This is a genomic window from Alkalilimnicola ehrlichii (genome assembly GCF_003399765.1).
GTDB lineage: Bacteria > Pseudomonadota > Gammaproteobacteria > Nitrococcales > AK92 > AK92.
This window is the reverse complement of record NZ_NFZV01000014.1, coordinates 41,476-60,385: the sequence shown is the minus strand read 5'-3', so window position 1 is coordinate 60,385 and position 18,910 is coordinate 41,476. Positions and strand designations below refer to the sequence as shown.

At 62.4% G+C, this 18,910-nt stretch carries 15 protein-coding genes and 1 pseudogene; 12 read left to right on the top strand and 4 right to left on the bottom strand.

The genetic code is table 11. The features are described 5' to 3' along the window. Nucleotides 1-131 precede the first annotated feature (131 nt). The 6 genes from CAI21_RS13795 to CAI21_RS13770 all read left to right on the top strand — a co-directional run bounded on the left by CAI21_RS13795 (nt 132) and on the right by CAI21_RS13770 (nt 9,684). Nucleotides 132-1,721, top strand: a complete 1,590-nt coding sequence (locus CAI21_RS13795) for a carboxylesterase/lipase family protein (protein WP_116302816.1) — start codon at nt 132-134, stop codon at nt 1,719-1,721. A gap of 250 nt (nt 1,722-1,971) precedes the next feature. After that, entirely contained in the window at nt 1,972-2,442 is a 471-nt protein-coding gene (locus CAI21_RS13790; protein ID WP_116302815.1) for a hypothetical protein, read from the top strand. Nucleotides 2,443-2,700: 258 nt separating this feature from the next. Beyond that, nucleotides 2,701-4,662, top strand: coding sequence for a TonB-dependent receptor domain-containing protein (locus CAI21_RS25670; protein ID WP_116302814.1), 1,962 nt, complete (start codon nt 2,701-2,703; stop codon nt 4,660-4,662). A gap of 76 nt (nt 4,663-4,738) precedes the next feature. Further along, entirely contained in the window at nt 4,739-8,767 is a 4,029-nt protein-coding gene (gene cobN, locus CAI21_RS13780; protein WP_258868119.1) for a cobaltochelatase subunit CobN, read from the top strand. Nucleotides 8,768-8,835: 68 nt separating this feature from the next. Further along, complete coding sequence (locus CAI21_RS13775; RefSeq protein WP_116302813.1) at nt 8,836-9,366, top strand: MotA/TolQ/ExbB proton channel family protein; 531 nt, start codon at nt 8,836-8,838, stop codon at nt 9,364-9,366. A gap of 9 nt (nt 9,367-9,375) precedes the next feature. Next, nucleotides 9,376-9,684 (top strand): DUF2149 domain-containing protein, encoded by a 309-nt coding sequence (locus CAI21_RS13770; RefSeq protein ID WP_116302812.1) that lies wholly within the window; start codon nt 9,376-9,378, stop codon nt 9,682-9,684. An 80-nt stretch (nt 9,685-9,764) separates the two neighbouring features. Here the strand turns inward: CAI21_RS13770 and bfr are convergent, their stop codons facing one another. Continuing rightward, entirely contained in the window at nt 9,765-10,232 is a 468-nt protein-coding gene (bfr, locus tag CAI21_RS13765) for a bacterioferritin (protein WP_116302811.1), read from the bottom strand. Nucleotides 10,233-10,434: 202 nt separating this feature from the next. Continuing rightward, nucleotides 10,435-10,788, bottom strand: coding sequence for a hypothetical protein (locus CAI21_RS13760; protein ID WP_116302810.1), 354 nt, complete (start codon nt 10,786-10,788; stop codon nt 10,435-10,437). 161 nt (nt 10,789-10,949) lie between these two features. Between CAI21_RS13760 and CAI21_RS13755 the strand changes: the two genes are divergently transcribed. The 6 genes and pseudogenes from CAI21_RS13755 to CAI21_RS13730 all read left to right on the top strand — a co-directional run bounded on the left by CAI21_RS13755 (nt 10,950) and on the right by CAI21_RS13730 (nt 16,886). Continuing rightward, complete coding sequence (locus CAI21_RS13755) at nt 10,950-11,450, top strand: TonB-dependent receptor (protein ID WP_116302809.1); 501 nt, start codon at nt 10,950-10,952, stop codon at nt 11,448-11,450. Between the two features lie 107 nt (nt 11,451-11,557). Then, nucleotides 11,558-13,048 carry a TonB-dependent receptor plug domain-containing protein gene (locus CAI21_RS13750; RefSeq protein WP_116302808.1) on the top strand — a complete coding sequence of 497 codons (1,491 nt, stop codon included), beginning with the start codon at nt 11,558-11,560 and terminating at the stop codon, nt 13,046-13,048. 109 nt (nt 13,049-13,157) lie between these two features. Further along, on the top strand, nt 13,158-14,153 hold the full coding sequence (locus CAI21_RS13745; protein ID WP_116302807.1) for an ABC transporter substrate-binding protein: 996 nt from the start codon (nt 13,158-13,160) through the stop codon (nt 14,151-14,153). Beyond that, a complete protein-coding gene (locus CAI21_RS13740; RefSeq protein ID WP_116302806.1) occupies nt 14,146-14,955 on the top strand; it encodes an ABC transporter permease in 810 nt (269 codons plus the stop codon). The genes CAI21_RS13745 and CAI21_RS13740 overlap by 8 nt, the downstream gene beginning before the upstream one ends. Beyond that, the gene (locus CAI21_RS13735) at nt 14,936-15,709 is read left to right on the top strand and encodes an ABC transporter ATP-binding protein (protein ID WP_220348287.1); all 774 of its coding nucleotides are present in this window, start codon (nt 14,936-14,938) and stop codon (nt 15,707-15,709) included. The genes CAI21_RS13740 and CAI21_RS13735 overlap by 20 nt, the downstream gene beginning before the upstream one ends. Then, nucleotides 15,706-16,886, top strand: a pseudogene (locus CAI21_RS13730) (NnrS family protein). The gene CAI21_RS13735 and the pseudogene CAI21_RS13730 overlap by 4 nt, the downstream one beginning before the upstream one ends. Before the next feature lie 158 nt (nt 16,887-17,044). Here CAI21_RS13730 and CAI21_RS13725 read toward each other — a convergent pair. Further along, a complete protein-coding gene (locus tag CAI21_RS13725) occupies nt 17,045-17,527 on the bottom strand; it encodes a 4'-phosphopantetheinyl transferase family protein (RefSeq protein ID WP_181919431.1) in 483 nt (160 codons plus the stop codon). Between the two features lie 312 nt (nt 17,528-17,839). Next, the gene (locus tag CAI21_RS13720) at nt 17,840-18,514 is read right to left on the bottom strand and encodes a response regulator transcription factor (protein WP_116302803.1); all 675 of its coding nucleotides are present in this window, start codon (nt 18,512-18,514) and stop codon (nt 17,840-17,842) included. Nucleotides 18,515-18,910: the final 396 nt, after the last annotated feature.

Sequence of the window (18,910 nt, the reverse complement as noted above, 5' to 3'; positions counted from 1 at the left end):
GAACAATTTTAAATTCGCATTTGATAAATAACGAAAAACCATTCCGACGAGTGCGGGCCAATAATAATGCTCAAGCCCCGTCAACAAAGAGCCTAAAAGCTCTCAATAAAACGATAAGGAGGAGACCTTCCATGCAATATTCACGCATTAAAGCGGGGGTAAGCGCGCTTGTGCTCGCTTCCGGCTTAATGGCCGGTTGTTCTTCGGGTTCAAGCTCCGACAACGACGCACCGGTGCGCGAAACGGCACAAGGCGCCATCGGCGGGTTCACCATGGACGGCGACATGGTAGGCTTTAGAGGCATCCCCTACGCGGCTGCGCCGGTTGGGGGCCTTCGTTTTGCCCCGCCGAAACCCGTCGCGCCCCATGAAGGCACCTTGCGGGCAACCCAGTTCGGCGCCGACTGTGCGCAGGAAGGCGGCATTATGGGGGCCGGCAGCACCGCCGAGGACTGCCTCTACCTCAACGTTTACGCGCCCGCCAATGCCGAGAATTTACCGGTCATGGTCTGGATTCACGGCGGCGCCTTCACCGGCGGCTCCGGCGGCGCGGCTTACGATCCTACTCGCTTGGTCAAGCAGGATATCGTTGTCGTCTCGATCAACTACCGCTTGGGGGCACTAGGTTTTCTAGCTCACCCGGCCCTGGTCGATGAACAAGGCGGAACGGCCGGCGCCTACGGGCTACTAGATCAGAAGCTGGCCCTGGAGTGGGTGCAGGAAAACATCGGTGCCTTCGGCGGCAATCCCGCTAACGTCACCATCTTTGGCGAATCGGCCGGCGGTCACAGCGTTCTCTCCCTGATGGCCTCGCCACTAACCGAAGGCCTGTTCCACAAGGCCATCGTCCAAAGCGGATCTCTACTGCCGCACCAACAATCGCTGGAAGACGCGCTCGAACAAGGCGTTGCCGCCTTTGGCAGCGACTGCGATACCACCTGCCTACGCGAGTTCTCGGTCGAGGAGATCCTTGAAAAACAAGCAGCGCTTAGCGACGGCATCGGCCTCGTGGTTAACTACGGCTCCGAGTTTCAGCCCCACGACTCCATTCATGCCGCCTTCGAAAGCGGCAACTTCCGACGAGTTCCGGTGCTAACCGGCACCAATCTGGACGAGTACACGCTCTTCATTGCAGCACAAGCCCTGGCGGGGGACGCTCCCCCACCGCCCGCGGCATACCGCGCGACGATTGCGGCAAGCATCGGCGTGCCGGAGGAGAGCGAAATAGTCGACGCTATCGAAGATGCTTATCCGCTCGGGTTGTACGACGACAACGTCTGGCAAGCGATGGCCGCCATCGGCACCGACATGGTCTTCGCCTGCAGTGGGCTTAACCAGGCAAATCAGTTGGCGGCACAGGTCGCAACCTATGCCTACGAGTTCGCCGATCGAGACGCGCCCTTGGCCCTGTTACCGTTCGATCCTGGCGTGATCGAGCTCGGCGCCTCACACGCGTTCGAGATTTCCTACGTTTTCGGCACGGACGCAGAGTTTTTAGCACGCGGTACTACACAGGAGCAGCTTGCGCTGTCCCACAAAATGATCCGCTACTGGACCAACTTCGCCAAGTACGGCGATCCGAACAATGGCAGCGACACCTATTGGCCTCCGTTCGTCGCCGCCCAAGAGATCATGCAGCTAAATGCCGGCGGCTCCGAAACCATCAGCGAGACAGCCTTCTCCAGCTTTCATCGCTGCCAGCTCTGGAATAATCTTCCATAGTCTTTGGCTTCGCGAATGACTCAAGCGGGCCATAACCATCCGCTATGGCCCGTATCCTTCTCCCTCTCCCCCTGTAAAGCCTGATTCTTTAAGCCTCGCCCGCAGGCGGTATGCGGCTTTCTCGTAGCACAACCGCTGCTGTATGTGCCGCCGTTAGCACTTTATACAAGCGAAGTAAGCACCCACTTGTAAATACGAATGATTATCGTTTATAAACTACAGAGGGAAGCAACAACATCCGGGAGCCGACATGCTGGCTGAAACCAACCTCTCGAACTGGCGCCAAGCAACTAAGGCGGCGCATCAGGCACTCGCGCACCAAGCGCACACCGAGGCGCTGCAACACTTTCTAACCGCCGTTCACGAGGCCGAGCAGCTTCTACTGCATCGCGCGGAAGACCTGCCGACGCCGCGCATTTACGGATTCACCTGTCAATGCCTCGTTAACTGTTATCGTCGCCTCGGGCAGATGGAACAGGCCTTCTCGACAGTACAACGAGCATACTGGCGACTGGTCGACATCATCGAAGACCCCTGCTTACCGGAAGTACTCAGACGCAACGGCCTTGCCGAGCTGCGGCATCATCTGGTTCCGGCGCTTAATTTTCTTCAGCAATGGCCTGAAGGCGTCGTTGAAAGCCAACGCCTGCTCAACCACGCCCACACCCTGACCGTGCGCCGATTCGGCGTCGCCCCGGCGCCAAACGTAACGCGACACTAAGCGGGGCAGCCAAAACAAGACTACCGGCAACGGTCGAACCGTCCCGAACGTTGTCCACGTCCGTCTCCACTGTTAACTGAAAACGGCAACCATCGACGGCATCGCGGGCGTGCTTGCATGTCTTTATAGTAATGATTATCATTCGCGAATAATAGCAATGTCTGCGTAAACAGACGTTCACATCCCAGCCAGCCAGCCTCGCTCGCGGCGTGCAGCCAGCCAGGAACCACCACCTCTATATATTACAGGGGGTTTCTCATGGCTCTTCCTCTGCGCCCGGCCGGTACGGCAACTATCGCCGCGATCATCACAGGTTTCTTAAGCATCTCGGCGGCGGCGGCCGACGAAGTGGCACAACTGGATACCTTGGTGGTTACCGCCACCGGTGGCGAGCATCGCCTCTGGGGCGTGCCAGCCGCCGTCACGGTGATCGAGGGCGAACGGCTGCGCGAGCGGCCGGCGCAGGATGCGCTCGAACTGGTACGCGACGCACCGGGAGTAAGCCTCGGCGGCGTTGGCCTAAGCGGCCGCAAGACGATCCAGCTGCGCGGCATGGAGAGTCACCAGTCGCTTATCCTGATCGATGGCAAACGGCTCAACCCTTCCGACGCCGTAATCGGTCACTCCGACTATCAGCACGGCTGGGTGGCGCCGGAAGCCATCGAACGTATCGAGATCGTACGCGGCCCGATGTCCTCGCTGTACGGCTCCGAAGCCCTGGGCGGCGTGATCAACATCATTACCAAGCCCATTCCGGAGCGCTGGAGCGGCTCGGCACGGCTACTTGGCGGTGCCCGCGAAGACGGCCGTGACGGCGAACGCAGCCAGCTGGCCGTGAACCTCGGCGGACCGCTGATTGCCGACACGCTGGCGTTGGGCGTCAACGCCAGTCTACTGCGCCAGGAAGACACCCCGCAGCGCGACAACCCCGACCTCACCGAACTCGAAGGCCGCGAAATGCGCTCCGGCGGCATCAGCCTGGCCTTCACGCCCAACGCAGCGCATACCCTGCGCCTCGAATACCAGCTAGGCGACGAAGAACGCTGGCGCGATACCGTGCCCGGCCGCGGCGCACCGATCCTGCACGAGAGCAGCTATCAACTTGATCGCGAACACGCAGCGATCACCCACCAGGGCCGCTTCGGCACGGTAGCCACACAACTGCGAGCCTATCGTTCGGTACTGGAACAGACCAACAGCACCGACAACGCAGACATTGCCCCGACCGCGCCGCAGAAACTCACCGACGAGGTAGTCGACGGTCACATCCGCCTTGATCTAAACGATCACCAGCTTACCGTGGGGGGCGAGTACCGCATCGAGAGCCTGGAACACGAGATGATGCGTGGCGGCGAGGGCGACGTCACTCACCAAGCCGTGTTCGTGCAAGACGAATGGCACCTGACCGAGACGATCAATCTGACCTTGGGCCTGCGCGCCGACCGTCACGAACTGTTCGGTACCGAGTTCAGCCCGCGCGGCTACCTTGTCTACCACCCCACCGACTGGGTGACCGTCAAGGGCGGTTATGGCCACGGTTTCCGGGCACCGACGCTCAAGCAGATCTCGCCCGAGTACTTCTTCCAGGGCGCCCACAGTTTCTCCGGCAACCCCGATCTCAAACCCGAGTATAGCGACAGTTACGAGTTCGGTATCGAAGTCTGGCAGGGCCCTCTGCACGCTAGCGTCACGTTGTTCCAGAACGACGTCGAAGACCTGATCGTCAACCAGTGCGTACAAAACTGCGAGGCGCTCATAGGCAAAGTCTACGAACACGCCAACGTCGCCGCAGCGCGCATTCGCGGAGTGGAGACGGAGCTTGATACCGAACTCCCGGCCGGCTTCACACTCGCGGCGAACTACACCTACTTGAATGCCGAGGATCGCGACAGCGGCACAACCCTGGCCAACCGACCGCGCCATACAGCCGGCCTGCGACTGGGTTGGGCACACCGGCCGCTGGGGCTCAGGACCAACCTGCGCACCCAGTACACCGGTAAACAGGTGGTCTATGTCGGCGGCAACGATGTCGAACTGCCGGCCTACACCCTCTGGCACGCCGGCGTCGCCAAGGATCTTGGCAGCCAGTTGACGCTGCGCGTGGGGGTAGAAAACCTCACCGACGAGCGGCTTACCGACAAGTCGCCCCATTACAGCTTTCCGGAACAAGGACGGTTCTACTTCGCCGCGTCGACGCCCGCTTCTAAGCGCCCAGCGTAATCCCAAGCCACGGCCGGCATCGGCACCACCGATCCGGCCACGGCCGCAGCGACCTTCAAGAGGCACAGCAAACGCCATGAAACCGATCACCGCCCTCCTGCTCGCCCTTCGCCCGAGCGGCCTTGCTATCGGTGCTCGCCGCGCCCGACCCGCACGCGGTCGAGAGATGCCGGCCTTCGCTACGGCTGTAGCTGGGCGCCATCGATTCTTCTCCTTATTGCCGGCACTGCTGCTACTTGCCTGCGCGCTCCTCCCGCTCCGGGCCGCAGCACAGGCAGCGGAAGCACCTCGTATGCTGGTCCTCAGTACGGAGTTCGTACTCGACGGCAAATACCGATACCTGCGCAAATTCGCCGCCGAACACGGCGTCGCACTGCAACAGTCCTATATCGAGCGGCTGACGCCGGACGCCTTGCAAGCGCAGCTTGCCAATGCCGACTTATTACTGCTGGACGGTCCGCGAGCAAGCGACGGAAACCGTCTTGAGGAGGCGCTCGCCGACCTTCCGGCACTCCCCCCACGGCTGCTGGTATCCGCGGCGGGCCCGCACGCAGCCGGGCTTGCCGAAGCCGATGTCGAGCGCCTGTACGCTTACTTCCGCAACGGTGGCGAGACCAACTACCGTAACCTTATTCGTTATGTCGCGGCGATGCACGGCGGCGACCGCGCCACGGTGCCGGCCCCCATCGTTTTCCCCAGCGCCGGCTTCTACCACCCGCGCCTACCCGAGCGGGTGGTCACCGACCTTGAAGGCTATCTCGACGGGCTGGACCGAGAACACGGCAACCTCCCGCTCATCGGTATTGTTCTGCACCAGTCCAACATCGCCAACGGGCTCACCGAGCCGGTCGACGACTTGATCGCCCGCATCGAAGCGCTCGGCGCTCAACCGCTGGCGCTCTACGTCTCTATGGTGGAACACGGCGAACTGGAACGGCTGCTGATGGCGGACGGCGAGCCGCTGGCGGACGTACTGATTAGCTTCCAGCCCATGTACCAAGCCACCCGTTTGGAAGAATACCGCGCTTTGGGAGCGCCGGTGCTACAGGCAATTACCTGGCGCAGCGGCGACGCCGCGCACTGGGAGAACGATCCAGTCGGCATCCCCACCGGTAATATTCCCTTCTATCTCGCCATGCCGGAGAGCGCCGGCGTTAGCGACCCGCTCGTCGTCGCCGCAGTCAAAGACGGCAGCACCGTAGCTATTCCCGCCCAGATGCAGAGCATGGCGCAAAAAGCGATCAACCTCGCCCGCCTGCGCCGACTGGACAATGCCGACAAGCGAGTAGCGATTTTCTTCTACAACTACCCGCCGGGCGAACGTAATCTCTCGGCCTCCTTCCTCAACGTACCGCGTAGCCTGGCACGGGTGACGGCGGGCCTGGCGGCGGCCGGCTACGACGTGTCGCCGCTCGCCGAGGAGACCGTGATCGAGCAAGGTACCGCCCTGCTCCGGCCCTTCTACCGCGACGACGCCCTCGACGACTTGCTGGAACGCGACCTCGCCGTCTTACTTCCGCTCGCCGACTACCAGCGTTGGTTCGACAACCTGCCAGCCAAGCTCAGCACCGAGGTAACCGCGCGCTGGGGCGAGCCGGAGCAGGACCCCATGGTGATCCAGCGCGACGGCGAGGCTTACTTTGTGGTACCGCGCATCGAGACCGGCAAGCTGGTGCTGTTGCCGCAACCGCCGCGCGGCCAACGCGGCGAGGACGCCGAAACGGCGATCTACCACGATACCGCGGTGCCCCTGAATCACTTTTACATGGCCGCCTACCTATATGTGCGCGAACAGTTCGGCGCCGATGCACTAATCCACTTCGGCACCCACGGCAGCCAGGAGTGGACACCGGGCAAGGAACGAGGGCTCGGCATCGCCGAGTACCCCTACCTGGTACTGGGCGACACCCCGGTGATCTATCCCTACATCGTCGACAACCTCGGCGAGTCCACCCAGGCCAAGCGGCGCGGTCGCGCCACCATTATCAGCCACCAGACGCCACCGTTTCGTCCGGCCGGCCTGCACCGGGAGCTAATGCCGGTGCACGATCTCATCCACGAATACGAGCTGCTGGACGAGGGCGAAGTCAAGGCGCAGACCCGGCAGGCGATTCTGGAAGCGGTTGCGGAAGACACCTTGTACAAGGACTTAGGCTGGGATCTTGCTGCCGCCGCGACCGATTTCACCGCCTTTGAACGCGACCTCCACGACTACCTACACGAGCTGGCACAACTGGCTCAGCCGCTGGGCCTACACAGTTTCGCCACCACCGCCAAGCCCACGCATCGGCTAAGCACGGTCATGCAAATGCTGGGCGAGCCGTTCTACGCCCTCCTCGACCTGGAAGACCTAGACGAGCTTTTCGTCGACGACTATCAGAACTTTATCGCCAGCAAACCGTATGCCTTTCTACAACGCCATCTCATCGACCAAGCAGCGCTGCCGGCGGACACCGATCCGGCGCTGGCGAACCAGCTGGAGCTGGCTCGCCGCCATCACGCCGCCCTGGCTGCAGACGGCGAGCTTGCCGGTCTGCTGGCTGCGCTTGCCGGCGACTTCGTCGAGCCAAGCTACGGCGGCGACCCCATTCGCAATCCCGACAGCCTACCCACCGGGCGCAATCTCTATGGGTTCGATCCCTCCAAAGTGCCGACCCGCCAGGCCTATACTGCCGGCGCCGCCGCCATCGACGAGCTGATTGCCAACCACCATGCTGCCCACGGCCACTACCCGCAGAAGCTCGCCTTCTCCATGTGGTCGGTCGAGACCATGCGCCACCTCGGCGTGCTGGAAGCGCAGGTATTCCATGCCCTCGGCGTACGCCCGCAGTGGGACCGCGCCGGACGGATCAGCGGCATCGAAGTGATTCCGACCGCCGAGCTGGGCCGACCGCGGGTGGATGTGGTCGTCTCGGCCACCGGCCTGTACCGCGATCAATTCCCCAACGTCATGGGCCACATTGCCGCCGCGGTGGCTGCGGTGGCCGAGCTCGACGAGCCGGACAATCCATTGCGGACGAACGCTCAGCGGCTCGCGGCCGATCTCCAAGCGCGCGGATACGACGCCGAGAGCGCCTGGGAACTTGCCGTCACCCGTATTTTCTCCAGCCCCACCGGCAGCTACGGCACCGGCTTGGACGATGCCACGCTCGCCAGCGACAGCTGGGAGGACGAAAGCAAGCTCGCCGAGTTGTACCTGGCCCGTATGCAGTACGCCTTCGGCCCCAATCCGAACCACTGGGGCCGCAAGCTAGACGATCTGAACCTCTATGCCGAACAGCTCAAGGGCGTCGAGGCAGCCGTGCTGTCGCGCTCGTCCAACCTCTACGGCATGCTCACCACCGACGATCCGTTCCAATACCTGGGCGGGATCTCGTTGGCGGCAAGGCACGTCAACGGCACCAGCCCCGAGCTTTACATCTCCAACCTGCGCGACCCCAGCCGCAGCCGCTACGAGAGCGCCGCCCGTTTTCTCGCCGGCGAGCTGCGCAGCCGCCAATTCCATCCCGGCTGGATTCAGGCTCTGCACGCCGAAGGCTACGCCGGCACGCTGGAGATCCTCGGCAGCGTCAACAACTTCTGGGGCTGGCAGGTTACCGACCCGGCCGTGGTACGCGACGACCAGTGGCAGGCCTTTCACGACATTTACGTCGAAGACAAATACGAGCTAGGCATGCGCGAGTGGTTCGAGCAACACAACCCGCACGCCTTGGCGCAGGTGATCGAGCGCCTGCTGGAGGCGGCGCGCAAGGACTACTGGGATGCCGACGCCGCCACGCTAGCCAGCCTCAGTGCCACCTACCAGGAACTCCAGCAGGACCACGATGTGCTGCCCGCCAGCAGCCTGCTTGAGCCTTACCTGCAAACGCTCGCCAGCACCGGCTTCGGCCTCGGCCCGGGGGCAGCGGCCGTCGACGCCGGTGCTTCCGCGGACGCGGGGGCGGCGGCGGAACCGCTCGTCAGCGGTCAGCAGCTCACCCAGGTGACGCCGTCGAGCGGCGAACAGTCCCCGCTGCTGCTGGCACTGTTAATCGCCCTGCTCAGCGTATTCGCCGCCGGCGGCCTGCGCCAGGCACTCGCCCAACGACGGCTAAGGAAGGCCTGACCATTGCAAGGTGCGGTGCCAGGACCCCGTCGCACTGGCGATCTTGTCATTACTAATAGGAGAAACTCATGTTCCTGATCGAAAGCACCATGTACGAGCTCACCAAGGTGTTTCTAGCGCCCGTGCTACTCATCATCCTCGGCCTGTTCGGCTACGCCTTCTATGCCCTTGGCGGTTTCGCCCTGGAGGCGCTACAGCGCCGGCGCGGCCGCCATACGCCGGCCCTGATAAGCCACTGGCGCCGTCACCCGGACACCGAACTGGCCGACCTGGAGCTGCTTATCCTGCGCTGGCTGGAGCCGCTGCGCATTGGCTCCCGCACCGCGCCGATGCTGGGGCTTATCGCGACCATGATCCCCATGGGCCCGGCTCTGCTGGCGCTGGCCGACGGCAACAGTCGCGGCATTAGCGAAAATCTAGTGATTGCCTTCGCGGCGGTGATCATCGCCCTGATCGCCGCTTCGCTGTGCTTCTTCATTCTCACCGTGCGCCGGCGCTGGCTGCTTAACGAGTTGCGCACCATTGAGCACGAACTGGCGCGCGCGCCGACGGCCGCCGCCGAGCCGCTGCCGGCGGTACGCACTGTGGCCAATAACTAGGAGAACCTCATGCGCTATCTGGACGCGGACGATCAGGACGACCCCATGCTGTCGGTGGTCAACGTCATCGACGTTTTCCTGGTAATCATCGGCATATTGCTAATCGTGATGCTGGAGAATCCACTAAATCCTTTTGCCGCCGCCGAAGAGGTCATGGTGGTCACCAACCCCGGCCGCGAGGACATGGAAATCATCATCAAACAGGGCGAGACGCTGGAACACTATCAAGCCACCGGCGAAATCGGCGAAGGCCAGGGCGTCAAGGCGGGGGTGGCTTACCGCTTGCCGGACGGCAGCATGATCTACGTGCCGGAATAGCGCCCGCAGCGGTAGTAGCAGCAAGCGGCGTGCTGGCGATCATGCGCCCGCACGCCGCCAGCCATACGGGCGGCCGCGGATTAAAGCTGCGACTGCTGATAATTTTCCAAACCCAACCGTTTGATCAACGCCAGCTGCTGCTCCAACCAATGGGCGTGATCTTCTTCGGTATCGTCCAGAAGCTCGACCAGCATGTCTCGGGTGACGTAATCGCCGATCTGCTCGGCGTAAGCGATAACGTCCTTCAACGCTTTTACTACGGCGTACTCGAGTTCAAGATCGCTGCGCAGCATCTCCGGCACATCCTTACCGATGTTTAGCGGCTCGCGCTGCGAAAGGTCCGGCGTCCCGCCGAGGAAGAGGATGCGCTTAATCAAACGATCGGCATGGCCGACCTCGTCCTCGCGTTCGTGCTCGATACGCTCGTAGAGCTTCTGCAGGCCCCAGTCTTCGTACATGCGCGAGTGCACGAAATACTGGTCGATGGCGGCAAGCTCACCAGCAAGCAGCCGGTTAAGCATCTCGATAAGTTTAGGGTCGCCTTGCATCTGGATTCTCCTTGGCGGCGGACACAGCAGCAGCCAAGAATAACAGCATGCTAAAGCGATAGAAAATTGCCCCTGCGAGTTCGCCTCGGTCGCACTCGCCTGCCGGCACCCTCCGGTGCGGGAATGGCCTTATCGCAGGAGGGAAGGCCTTACTTACCCGCCGATAAGCCGCCTTCCGCTCCTTTCCGGCAGCGGCACGTATTCAGGCGAGTTCTATTCGCCCGTGGTCGTCGCAGTGATCACCGTGCGGATAGTGCAGATGGCCGTCGACGAGGTAACAGACGTGATCGCCGTGCGGCACGGCTTCATGGCCACAGCCCGGGCCATGCACATGCCCTGTCTCGTAGGCGCCGCAGCTATGTCCGGGCGTGCAGTCGACCGGGTTTGTCGTACTCACTGCGATGACGTGTTCGTCCACATGATCGCCATGCGGATAGTGCAAATGGCCATCGTGCAGATAGCAAATGTGCCCGTCGTGCCGGATCGCGACGTGCCCGCAGTCGGCGCCATGCCGATGGCTATGGTTAGCGTGATGCTCCGCCGTACAAGTCGCCATGCAACCTCCTTCCAATGGCTTGTATCTATAAGACCCGCTCAGCGAGGCCATGTTCCGATCGACAAGCCTTGATCTTACTCAATGAATGCGAATCATTATCATTCCATAATCGATGCACCGTTACCGCTGCTCGCTATAACGCTTTTATATGAAGGTGCACGATGCAAAACGACAAGGCCTCGCCCCTCCTGATCGCTGCCGGTTGTCTACTGGGAGGGCTACCTCTGCTGTCGCACGCGGAAACGCCGCCGCAGCTGCTCGATCCGGTCACGATCACCGCCTCCGGCCATGCCGCTAAATCCCTCCACACGCCGCAGGCGGTCACGGTCATCGAGCGCGACGAAATCGTTGCCAGCGGTGCAACCAACGTTGGCGAACTGCTGCGCGGCCGTCCGGGGCTAGCGACCGCCGGCGACGGCGCTTGGGGTATGAACCCCGTGCTGCGCGGCTTGAAGAAAGAACACATCGTCATCCTAGTGGACGGTGTGCGCCTGAATTCGGCCCAACCTGCCGGCGCCATCGCCTCCATGATAGCGCTGGAGCAAGTCGAGCGGATCGAAGTGGTGAAAGGGCCCAGCTCGGTGCTTTACGGCAGCGGCGCCATGGGGGGGTCGTCAACATCATCACTAACCGGGCGGAGTTCAGTGCAGAACCCCAAGTAGGCGGCGACATCACCGTCGGCGCCTCTAGCGTTGACGACGGCCGCAACATTGGCGCCACGCTGCGCATAAGCAACCCCGACCACGCACTGACCCTGAACGCCTCTGCGTTGGAAGTCGACGACTACCGAACACCGGACGGCACCGAACCGCACACCGGCTTCAACCGCCAAGCGCTGGGGCTGAACTATCGCCTGCGCACCGGCAACCAGGGCATGCTCGAATTCACCGCCCAGCAGCAGATCGACGAAGATGTCTGGTATCCGGGCTCGCGACAAGCCCACAACCACCCCGCGGTAGGACATACCGTACTACGCTCCCCCGAACAGGAACGCACCCTCTATGAAGCGGCCTACGAACACCGTTTCGGCGGCACCGCCGAGCCGGTGCTGCGTGCCAGCATCTATCAGCAGGAGGTACATCGGCTGATCCGCGGTTATAGCGAAGGCCACAATCGCGATATCGTCCGCACCGACGTTACCTTCTCGACGCTCGGCAGCCGTCTCAACCTGAACTTTGCCCCGGGAGAACGCCATGTCGTCAGCCTCGGCTTAGATGCCTGGGAGATGCAAGGCGACCCCAAGCGTTATCAGGATCGCCCCACGCTGCAACCGCCAAACCCAAACGACCCCTTTGCCGACGCCCAACGCAACGACCCGTTCAGCGACGGCCGCATCCAAGCCATCGGCGTCTATCTTCAGGACGAGATCCTGTTCGATAGCTGGACCTTCAAGGCTGGCGCCCGCTTCGATCGCATCGCCGGCGACGCCGCTGAATCCGGTAACCCAAACCCGGAGGATCTGGAGCATACCGCCACGACCCTGTCCTGGTCGCTGGGCGGCGTCTACCATCTGGCCCCAGCGCTCAACCCGTACGCCAACCTCGGCCGTGCCTACCGCGCCGCCGACATGCGAGAACGCTTCGAATGGGCCCCGCGCGGCGACGGCCACTTCCACCAGGGCAACCCGCAGCTCGACCCCGAGGTCAGCACCACCCTGGAGCTGGGCATAAAAGGCGCCACCCCGAATACCCGCTACGCCGTCGCGGCGTTTCATTCACGGATCGACGACTACATTACCGGCCGCGTCACCGACCAGACACATCCGCAACTGGGTCTGCCCATCAAGCGCACCGAAAACCTCGCCGAAGTCACCCTCACCGGCCTAGAAGCCGAGTTCGAGCGGCGCCTGGTCGGTCACTACCTAGCCTTTGGCTACTTCACTTACCTGCGCGGGGAGAACAAGCACGATAGCGAGCCGCTGGCCGAGGTTCCGCCGCGGGAGGCCACCATGGGCCTACGCTACGCTCCGCCGCGCGGCTTCAACTGGGATGCGGCCGTGCGCACGGTGGCACGCCAAGACCGCATCGGCAGCCAGCTGACCAATAACACTGAGGACGAGACCCGAGGTTTCACTACCGTCGATGTCGGCATGGGTTACCGCTTCGGCCCCCTGCTCGGCCTGAGCCAGGGCCAGTTACGCTTCGCGGTCGCCAATCTGCTCGACGAAAGCTACCACGAGCACCTAACCGCCGGTCGCAGCGGCGAGGAGCCAAACGCTCCGGGCCGCAACCTGCAACTGACTCTGAACGCAGCGTTCTGACGAACCGAACGCACGACGGCCCTGCCGGGGCCGCTGCAATAGACCGGAATCAAGAGCAGGCCCACCGCGTTCGGGCACTATGCTTACCACCTCAACACGGAGGAATGCCATGAAACAACGTATCCGCCAATGCGGCCTTCTGCTTCTCGGCATCGCCCTGCTGCTAACCGGCACGACGGCCGCCGCCGAGCGCCAGGAACGGCTGGTACTGGCCGGGCCTCCGGCGGCGGTCTCCTTTCCCCTCATCCGCATGGTCGAGTCCGGCGCCCTGGACGACATCGCCGAGCAGGTCGAATACGTAGAATGGCGCGACCCCGACCAGGTGCGGGCACTGCTACTAAGAGGTAACGTCGACTTCGTTGCCCTCCCAAGTAATGTCGCCGCCAACCTACACAACCGCGGCATAGACTTACAGCTGCTGAACATTTCCAGTTGGGGATTGCTCTGGGTCGTATCCCGCGACGCCGAGCTGGATAGCCTGGCCGACCTCGCCGGCAAAGAAATCGCCGTGCCGTTTCGCGGCGACATGCCAGACGTCGTACTCCGCGAACTGCTAAGGGCTAACGGCCTAGACGAGCGCCGGGATCTGCGGCTGCGCTATGTGGCAAGCCCTATGGATGCCATGCAGCTACTCATCGTGCGGCGGGTCGATCACGCTTTGCTGAGCGAGCCGGCCGCCTCCATGGCCCTCTACCAGACACAGGGTGCCGCACTGAGCCAGATCGTTCCGGAACTCCACCGGGCGATAGATCTCCAACAAGCCTGGGGCGAGACATTCGAACGGGAGTCGCGGATACCGCAGGCCGGCTTGAGCGCCGTCGGCGAACTATCGCCGGCACTGCGCTCCCGGGTGCAGCACGAATACGCAGCAGCCCTGGAGTGGGTACTGGCCAACCCCGAAGCCGCTGGCGAGATGGTCGCCCGCCACAGCGGGATGCTGAAACCGCCGGCCGTGGTCGATGCAATTGCCCATAGCCAGCTACGGGCGGTACCGGCCGCCGTCGCCCGCGCCGAACTAGAGCACTTCTACAGTGTGCTCGAACGCACGACTCCGGCGCTGATCGGCGGCCAACTGCCCCCGGAACGGTTCTATTTCGATGAGTAACCGGCTGGGCAGGCGGCTGCGTGGCGGGGCAACCGCGACGCTGAGCTACCTCTGGAGCGGCTGGGGCGCAATCGCCAGCCTGTTGATGTTTCTTGCTGTCTGGGACCTCGGCAACCGAATCTGGGGCGACCTAGCCCTACCCTCGCCGGGAGCCACTTTCCAAGCGCTATGGGCGCTGGGGCTGGATGGCAGTCTGGGCGAAGCGGTGGCGGTAACGGCTTACCGGGCAATAAGCGGCTTCGGCATTGCTCTGGCACTGGGCTCGACCTTGGGCATTCTGGCTGGGTTGTCCCTGACCGCTTCGGTGATCGCTCGCCCGTTGGTCACCGTACTCATGGGCATCCCGCCGATTTCCTGGGTCGTGTTAGCGATGATCTGGTTCGGCGCTACCGACGCCTCGCCGATTTTCACTGTGGTCATTGCCTCCCTGCCGTTGATCTTCGTCGGCGCGCTGCAAGGCAGCCGTACCCTAGACGGCCAACTTAAAGAGATGGCATTGGCCTTTCGGCTCTCGCCCTGGCAGCGCTTTCGCGTAGTCTACCTGCCACACATCCTCTCCTACCTCTTTCCGGCCTGGATCAGCGCCCTGGGCATGTCCTGGAAAGTCGTGGTAATGGCGGAACTGCTGGCCACCCCGGACGGCGTCGGCGCTGGGCTGGCGGTGGCGCGCTCGCATCTGGACACGGCAGCGGCCATGGCTTGGATCGTCAGTATCGTCGGCCTGCTGTTAGTCACCGAATACTTGTTGCTGGAGCCGCTCAAGCGGCGCTTGGAGATGTGGCGTGACAACGAAAGCAAGTGAGCGGAAGCTGCACCTGGGAGGCATATCGCACCGGTTCGGCCCGACACCGGTACTCCAAACGATCGAGCTGACCCTGCGCCCCGGTCAAGCTATGGCCCTGGTCGGTGCTTCCGGCTGCGGCAAAACCACGCTACTGCGGCTGGCTGGCGGTCTCGCCGAACCCGATACCGGCACGGTCAGCAACACCTTCGCGCGCACCGCTTTTATGTTTCAGGAACCGCGACTGCTGCCCTGGTACCGGGCCGGCGAAAACCTGACCCTGGGCCTGAAAGCCGCCGGCATACGGCGAGCCGAACGCCACCACGCCGCCCTGATACTGGCCAAACGGGTCGGCCTGGAAGCAGCTGCCCTGGCTAAGTATCCGCACGAACTCAGCGGCGGCATGCGGCAACGGGTGGCTCTGGCGCGCGCCCTTGCTATCGAGCCCGACCTGTTACTGCTGGACGAACCGTTCAGCGCCCTGGACATCGGGCTGCGACAAGAGCTACAGAACCAGCTGCTTGCCGAAATCCGCGACCGCGGGCTCGCAGTGCTATTCGTCACCCACGATTTGATGGAGGCCGTCCGCCTCAGCCACGAAGTGCTGGTACTCGCCCCCGAACCCGGCCGGATCGTTCATCGGCGGCGGCTGGAGGCTTCCTGGAGTAGCCGCGACAACACCTGGCTGTACCGGCACGTGCAAGCTCTCCTGGACGAACCGGCGGTGGCCGCCGCGTTCGCCCTGCCCGGCGCTGCGCAGGAGTCGGCATCATGAGTACACCGCCGCGATTACTTGCCTATGGTTTTCGCTCTTTCTTCCTGCTCGCCGCCGGCTACGGGGCGGTTGCCGGCCTGTACTGGGCCGGAGCCCTGTCCGGCATCATGCCGCTGCCGGACAGGGCCATCGATTGGCATGCATTCGAAATGGTGTTCGGCTTTGCCGGCGCCGGACTGGCGGGATTTCTACTCACGGCAGCGCCGGACTTTACCGGTACCCGCCCCGTTACCGGCAAGGCGCTGCTGATACTGATCGTGTTGTGGTTAGCCGGCCGACTGGCATTGTGGGCAAGCGGCTGGCTCGGCCTGCTAACGGCGGCCGTAACCAACCTCACCTTTCTCGGCCTTCTGATCGCGTACGTAGGCCCCCCTTCTGGCAGGATGCGCGCCGCCGCCACCGCGTATTCTTGTATCTGCTGCTGGCGCTGTGGGGGGCCCAGCTACTGGTATTCTTGTCCTGGGCCGGCTGGGTCGAATTGGCGCCGTTGCGCGCCCTGAACCTCGCGGCAGGAATATTCCTGTTACTGATCGTCGCCGCCGTCAGCCGGATTTCCATGCAGATCGTCAACGGCGCGCTGAACGAGCTGGGCGAACACGAGCAACGTTACCTGGCCCGGCCGCCGCGGCGCAACTTGGCCATGGCCGCCATCATCGCCTTTCTGGCCCTCGATCTATGGCTGCCACAGGAGGCGATTACCGGCTGGATCGCTCTCGCGGCTGCCGCGGCCGTACTCAATTTGCTCAACGATTGGCACTTAGGGAAGGTATTGCGCCATAGCTACGTCGCCGCCCTTTATACCACCTACTGGCTGCTGGCGCTGGGGTTTGGTTTGATCGGGCTAGACTACCTGCTCGGTGTTTTCCCCGCCAACCACGCTCGCCATCTTCTCACAAGCGGCGCTATCGGCATGGCAATGCTCGCAGTGCTGGCCATTGCCGGCCAACGCCACACCGGGCGCTATGCGCTCTCTCACGCGCCGGCGATCCGGCTGGCTTTTATCTGCGTACTCCTGGGCGCTTTAGTACGCAGCTTCGCCCCGGTGCTTACGCCACAATGGCACTTTTTCGCTGGCTACGGACTCTCGTCACTCGTCTGGAGCTTGGGCTTTGTGCTGTATCTGGCAATCTTTTGGCGTTATCTGACGCAACCGCGAGTGGACGGTAAGCCGGGCTAAGGCACGCGAGAGGCAACCCTTGTGGCCAAAAGCCAAGACAGAGGCCATCGACAGTTCTACACAAGAGTCTTACACGTTGCGTAGCTAGAGGATGTTAGCGATATTGTCCAGCCAGCGGACGGCGACCGGGGCCCGCCTGCTAAGCTCGGGCGCATACGCTACCGCAAGGATATGGCGCGGCGTAACCGTTGCCTGAAAAACCGCCACCGCTCCGCCTCCGCTTCGTCGTCAGATGCCGGCAATAGTTGCGGGTTAGCCCCTAACTGCCCGAAGCTAAATCGATCCAGCGCCATACTCAGTCCAGCGCCTCGCGCTTTTACGTAAGCCTCCTTTAGCGTCCACAAGCGGAAAAACAGCTCCTTAGCCGCCTTGCCGGACGCGGAATCGACCTTGGCCGCTTCAGCCGGCGAGAACAAGCCGCCTGCAAGGGCTCGCACATCTGCACCGCGCGTGAAGTCCTCGACATCCACGCCAACCTCGCCTTCATGGGTAATCGCGAGCGCGACCAACCCGCGCGTATGGGATAAATTGAACTGAGGAGTATCGCGATTTTTCAGATAGGGGCGCCCAAACCGGTTTGTACGGAATTGCAGGGCCGATCCGCGGATACCCGTATAGCGGTACAACGTTGCTCGCAGCACGCCCGCGCCACAAGAAACTGATCGCGTGCCTCTGCCTGGATGAATCGGCCATACCGCTCGGCCTCGGCCGGGGCAAGCCAAGCCGAACACGCACTCCGTACACTATCGGTGAGTCCATCGAGCGGCACCAGCCAAACCTGCACCTGAGCATGACCAACGCAAATGGAACCCTCCTTTCCAGGCGACATCACAGCTCCCGAGCCAGAAGAGCTAGGCTTCCAGCGGTTCGATCAAGGGCGATGGCATCCATGGCGCGCACATTACGACATCCCCCAAAATCCAGGCGATGTTGTAATAAGAAGGCCAAGGTCGTCATATATAAACATCGCGCACACCCGCTGCCATCACCTCATACACCGCCTCGCTCCGCGACCGCACTCCTAGCTTACGGTAGATGTTCTTTATATGGCTGCATACCGTGTTTATGGAAAGCCCAAGCGTATTTGCCACCTCCCCATACGCCAGCCCCTTCACCAGCAGACAGAGCACTTCGCGCTCACGCCTTGTCAGGGGCGCGTCGAGCCGCTCTTTGCTCTCGGCCTTTGAGCCTAGTCTCCGCAGCTCCGCCAGTACGTAGCCGGCCACCAATGGGTCTAGCGGCGAATATCCCTGCGCCACCTGCACCGCCGCTTCGGCGACATTCACAAGTTCGGAATCCCTTAGTACGTAGCCGCGAGCACCCGCCGCGAATGCTGCAAGGGCTTTCCTTGCATCAAACTGGCCTGCAACCGCAACCACCCGCATATCGCTCCGACGGCGCTCAACAACCCTGATGAGTTCAAGCGCGTCCCCGTCTGCGAGCGCCAAATCAATCACCATCACACATGACGAGTTTTCTTCCAGAAGCTGCAACGCTTCATCGTATGAGCCAGCAACCCATAGCAGGTTCAGACCTGGATGCGTCGATATCATGCACCGGTAGGTTCGTTGCCTCCGACAGTCGCCATCAACCACTACAACAGCATGTTCCTTCTGCTCTCCACCCATCCTCGGTAGTCTCCCACAAGTCCATTCCGCCTCAGCCCCGAAAAAGCAGGGTTGCGGCCTTCCAGTGGCGCAAAGGCACCTTATTCTGTGTCACACCCCTCTATCGGCATGCCCACACCGAAGCAGGCCGACTCATTCAGCCTGCTAGAACCCACGTTAGTTCGTTGCAAATAAAAGCGTTGAGGAGGCACACGACGGCGTTGCGTCGAATCCGACTGACCGTGAAGACAGTGCGCCCTTAGGTAGAAACTTGCGCAGCAGCTCGTCGGTGTTCTCGCTGCTGCCACGCCGCCATGGCAGGCGTTGTGGCTGGCGCGGATTGGCTCCGATAACCATCGCCAATACAGCAGGCAGTCGCCCACCTGGCGGTGAAGCGGCGTCTCCGGCAAGAGCTTG

Coding starts and splice junctions, on each gene's coding strand:
- CAI21_RS13740 (WP_116302806.1), top strand. CDS start 14,146: ATGAGTAACCGGCTGGGCAGGCGGCTGCGTGGCGGGGCAACCGCGACG.
- CAI21_RS13790 (WP_116302815.1), top strand. CDS start 1,972: ATGCTGGCTGAAACCAACCTCTCGAACTGGCGCCAAGCAACTAAGGCG.
- CAI21_RS13795 (WP_116302816.1), top strand. CDS start 132: ATGCAATATTCACGCATTAAAGCGGGGGTAAGCGCGCTTGTGCTCGCT.
- bfr (WP_116302811.1), bottom strand. CDS start 10,232: ATGCAAGGCGACCCTAAACTTATCGAGATGCTTAACCGGCTGCTTGCT.
- CAI21_RS13770 (WP_116302812.1), top strand. CDS start 9,376: ATGCGCTATCTGGACGCGGACGATCAGGACGACCCCATGCTGTCGGTG.
- CAI21_RS13775 (WP_116302813.1), top strand. CDS start 8,836: ATGTTCCTGATCGAAAGCACCATGTACGAGCTCACCAAGGTGTTTCTA.
- CAI21_RS13755 (WP_116302809.1), top strand. CDS start 10,950: ATGCAAAACGACAAGGCCTCGCCCCTCCTGATCGCTGCCGGTTGTCTA.
- CAI21_RS13760 (WP_116302810.1), bottom strand. CDS start 10,788: ATGGCGACTTGTACGGCGGAGCATCACGCTAACCATAGCCATCGGCAT.
- CAI21_RS13745 (WP_116302807.1), top strand. CDS start 13,158: ATGAAACAACGTATCCGCCAATGCGGCCTTCTGCTTCTCGGCATCGCC.
- CAI21_RS25670 (WP_116302814.1), top strand. CDS start 2,701: ATGGCTCTTCCTCTGCGCCCGGCCGGTACGGCAACTATCGCCGCGATC.
- CAI21_RS13720 (WP_116302803.1), bottom strand. CDS start 18,514: ATGGGTGGAGAGCAGAAGGAACATGCTGTTGTAGTGGTTGATGGCGAC.
- cobN (WP_258868119.1), top strand. CDS start 4,739: ATGAAACCGATCACCGCCCTCCTGCTCGCCCTTCGCCCGAGCGGCCTT.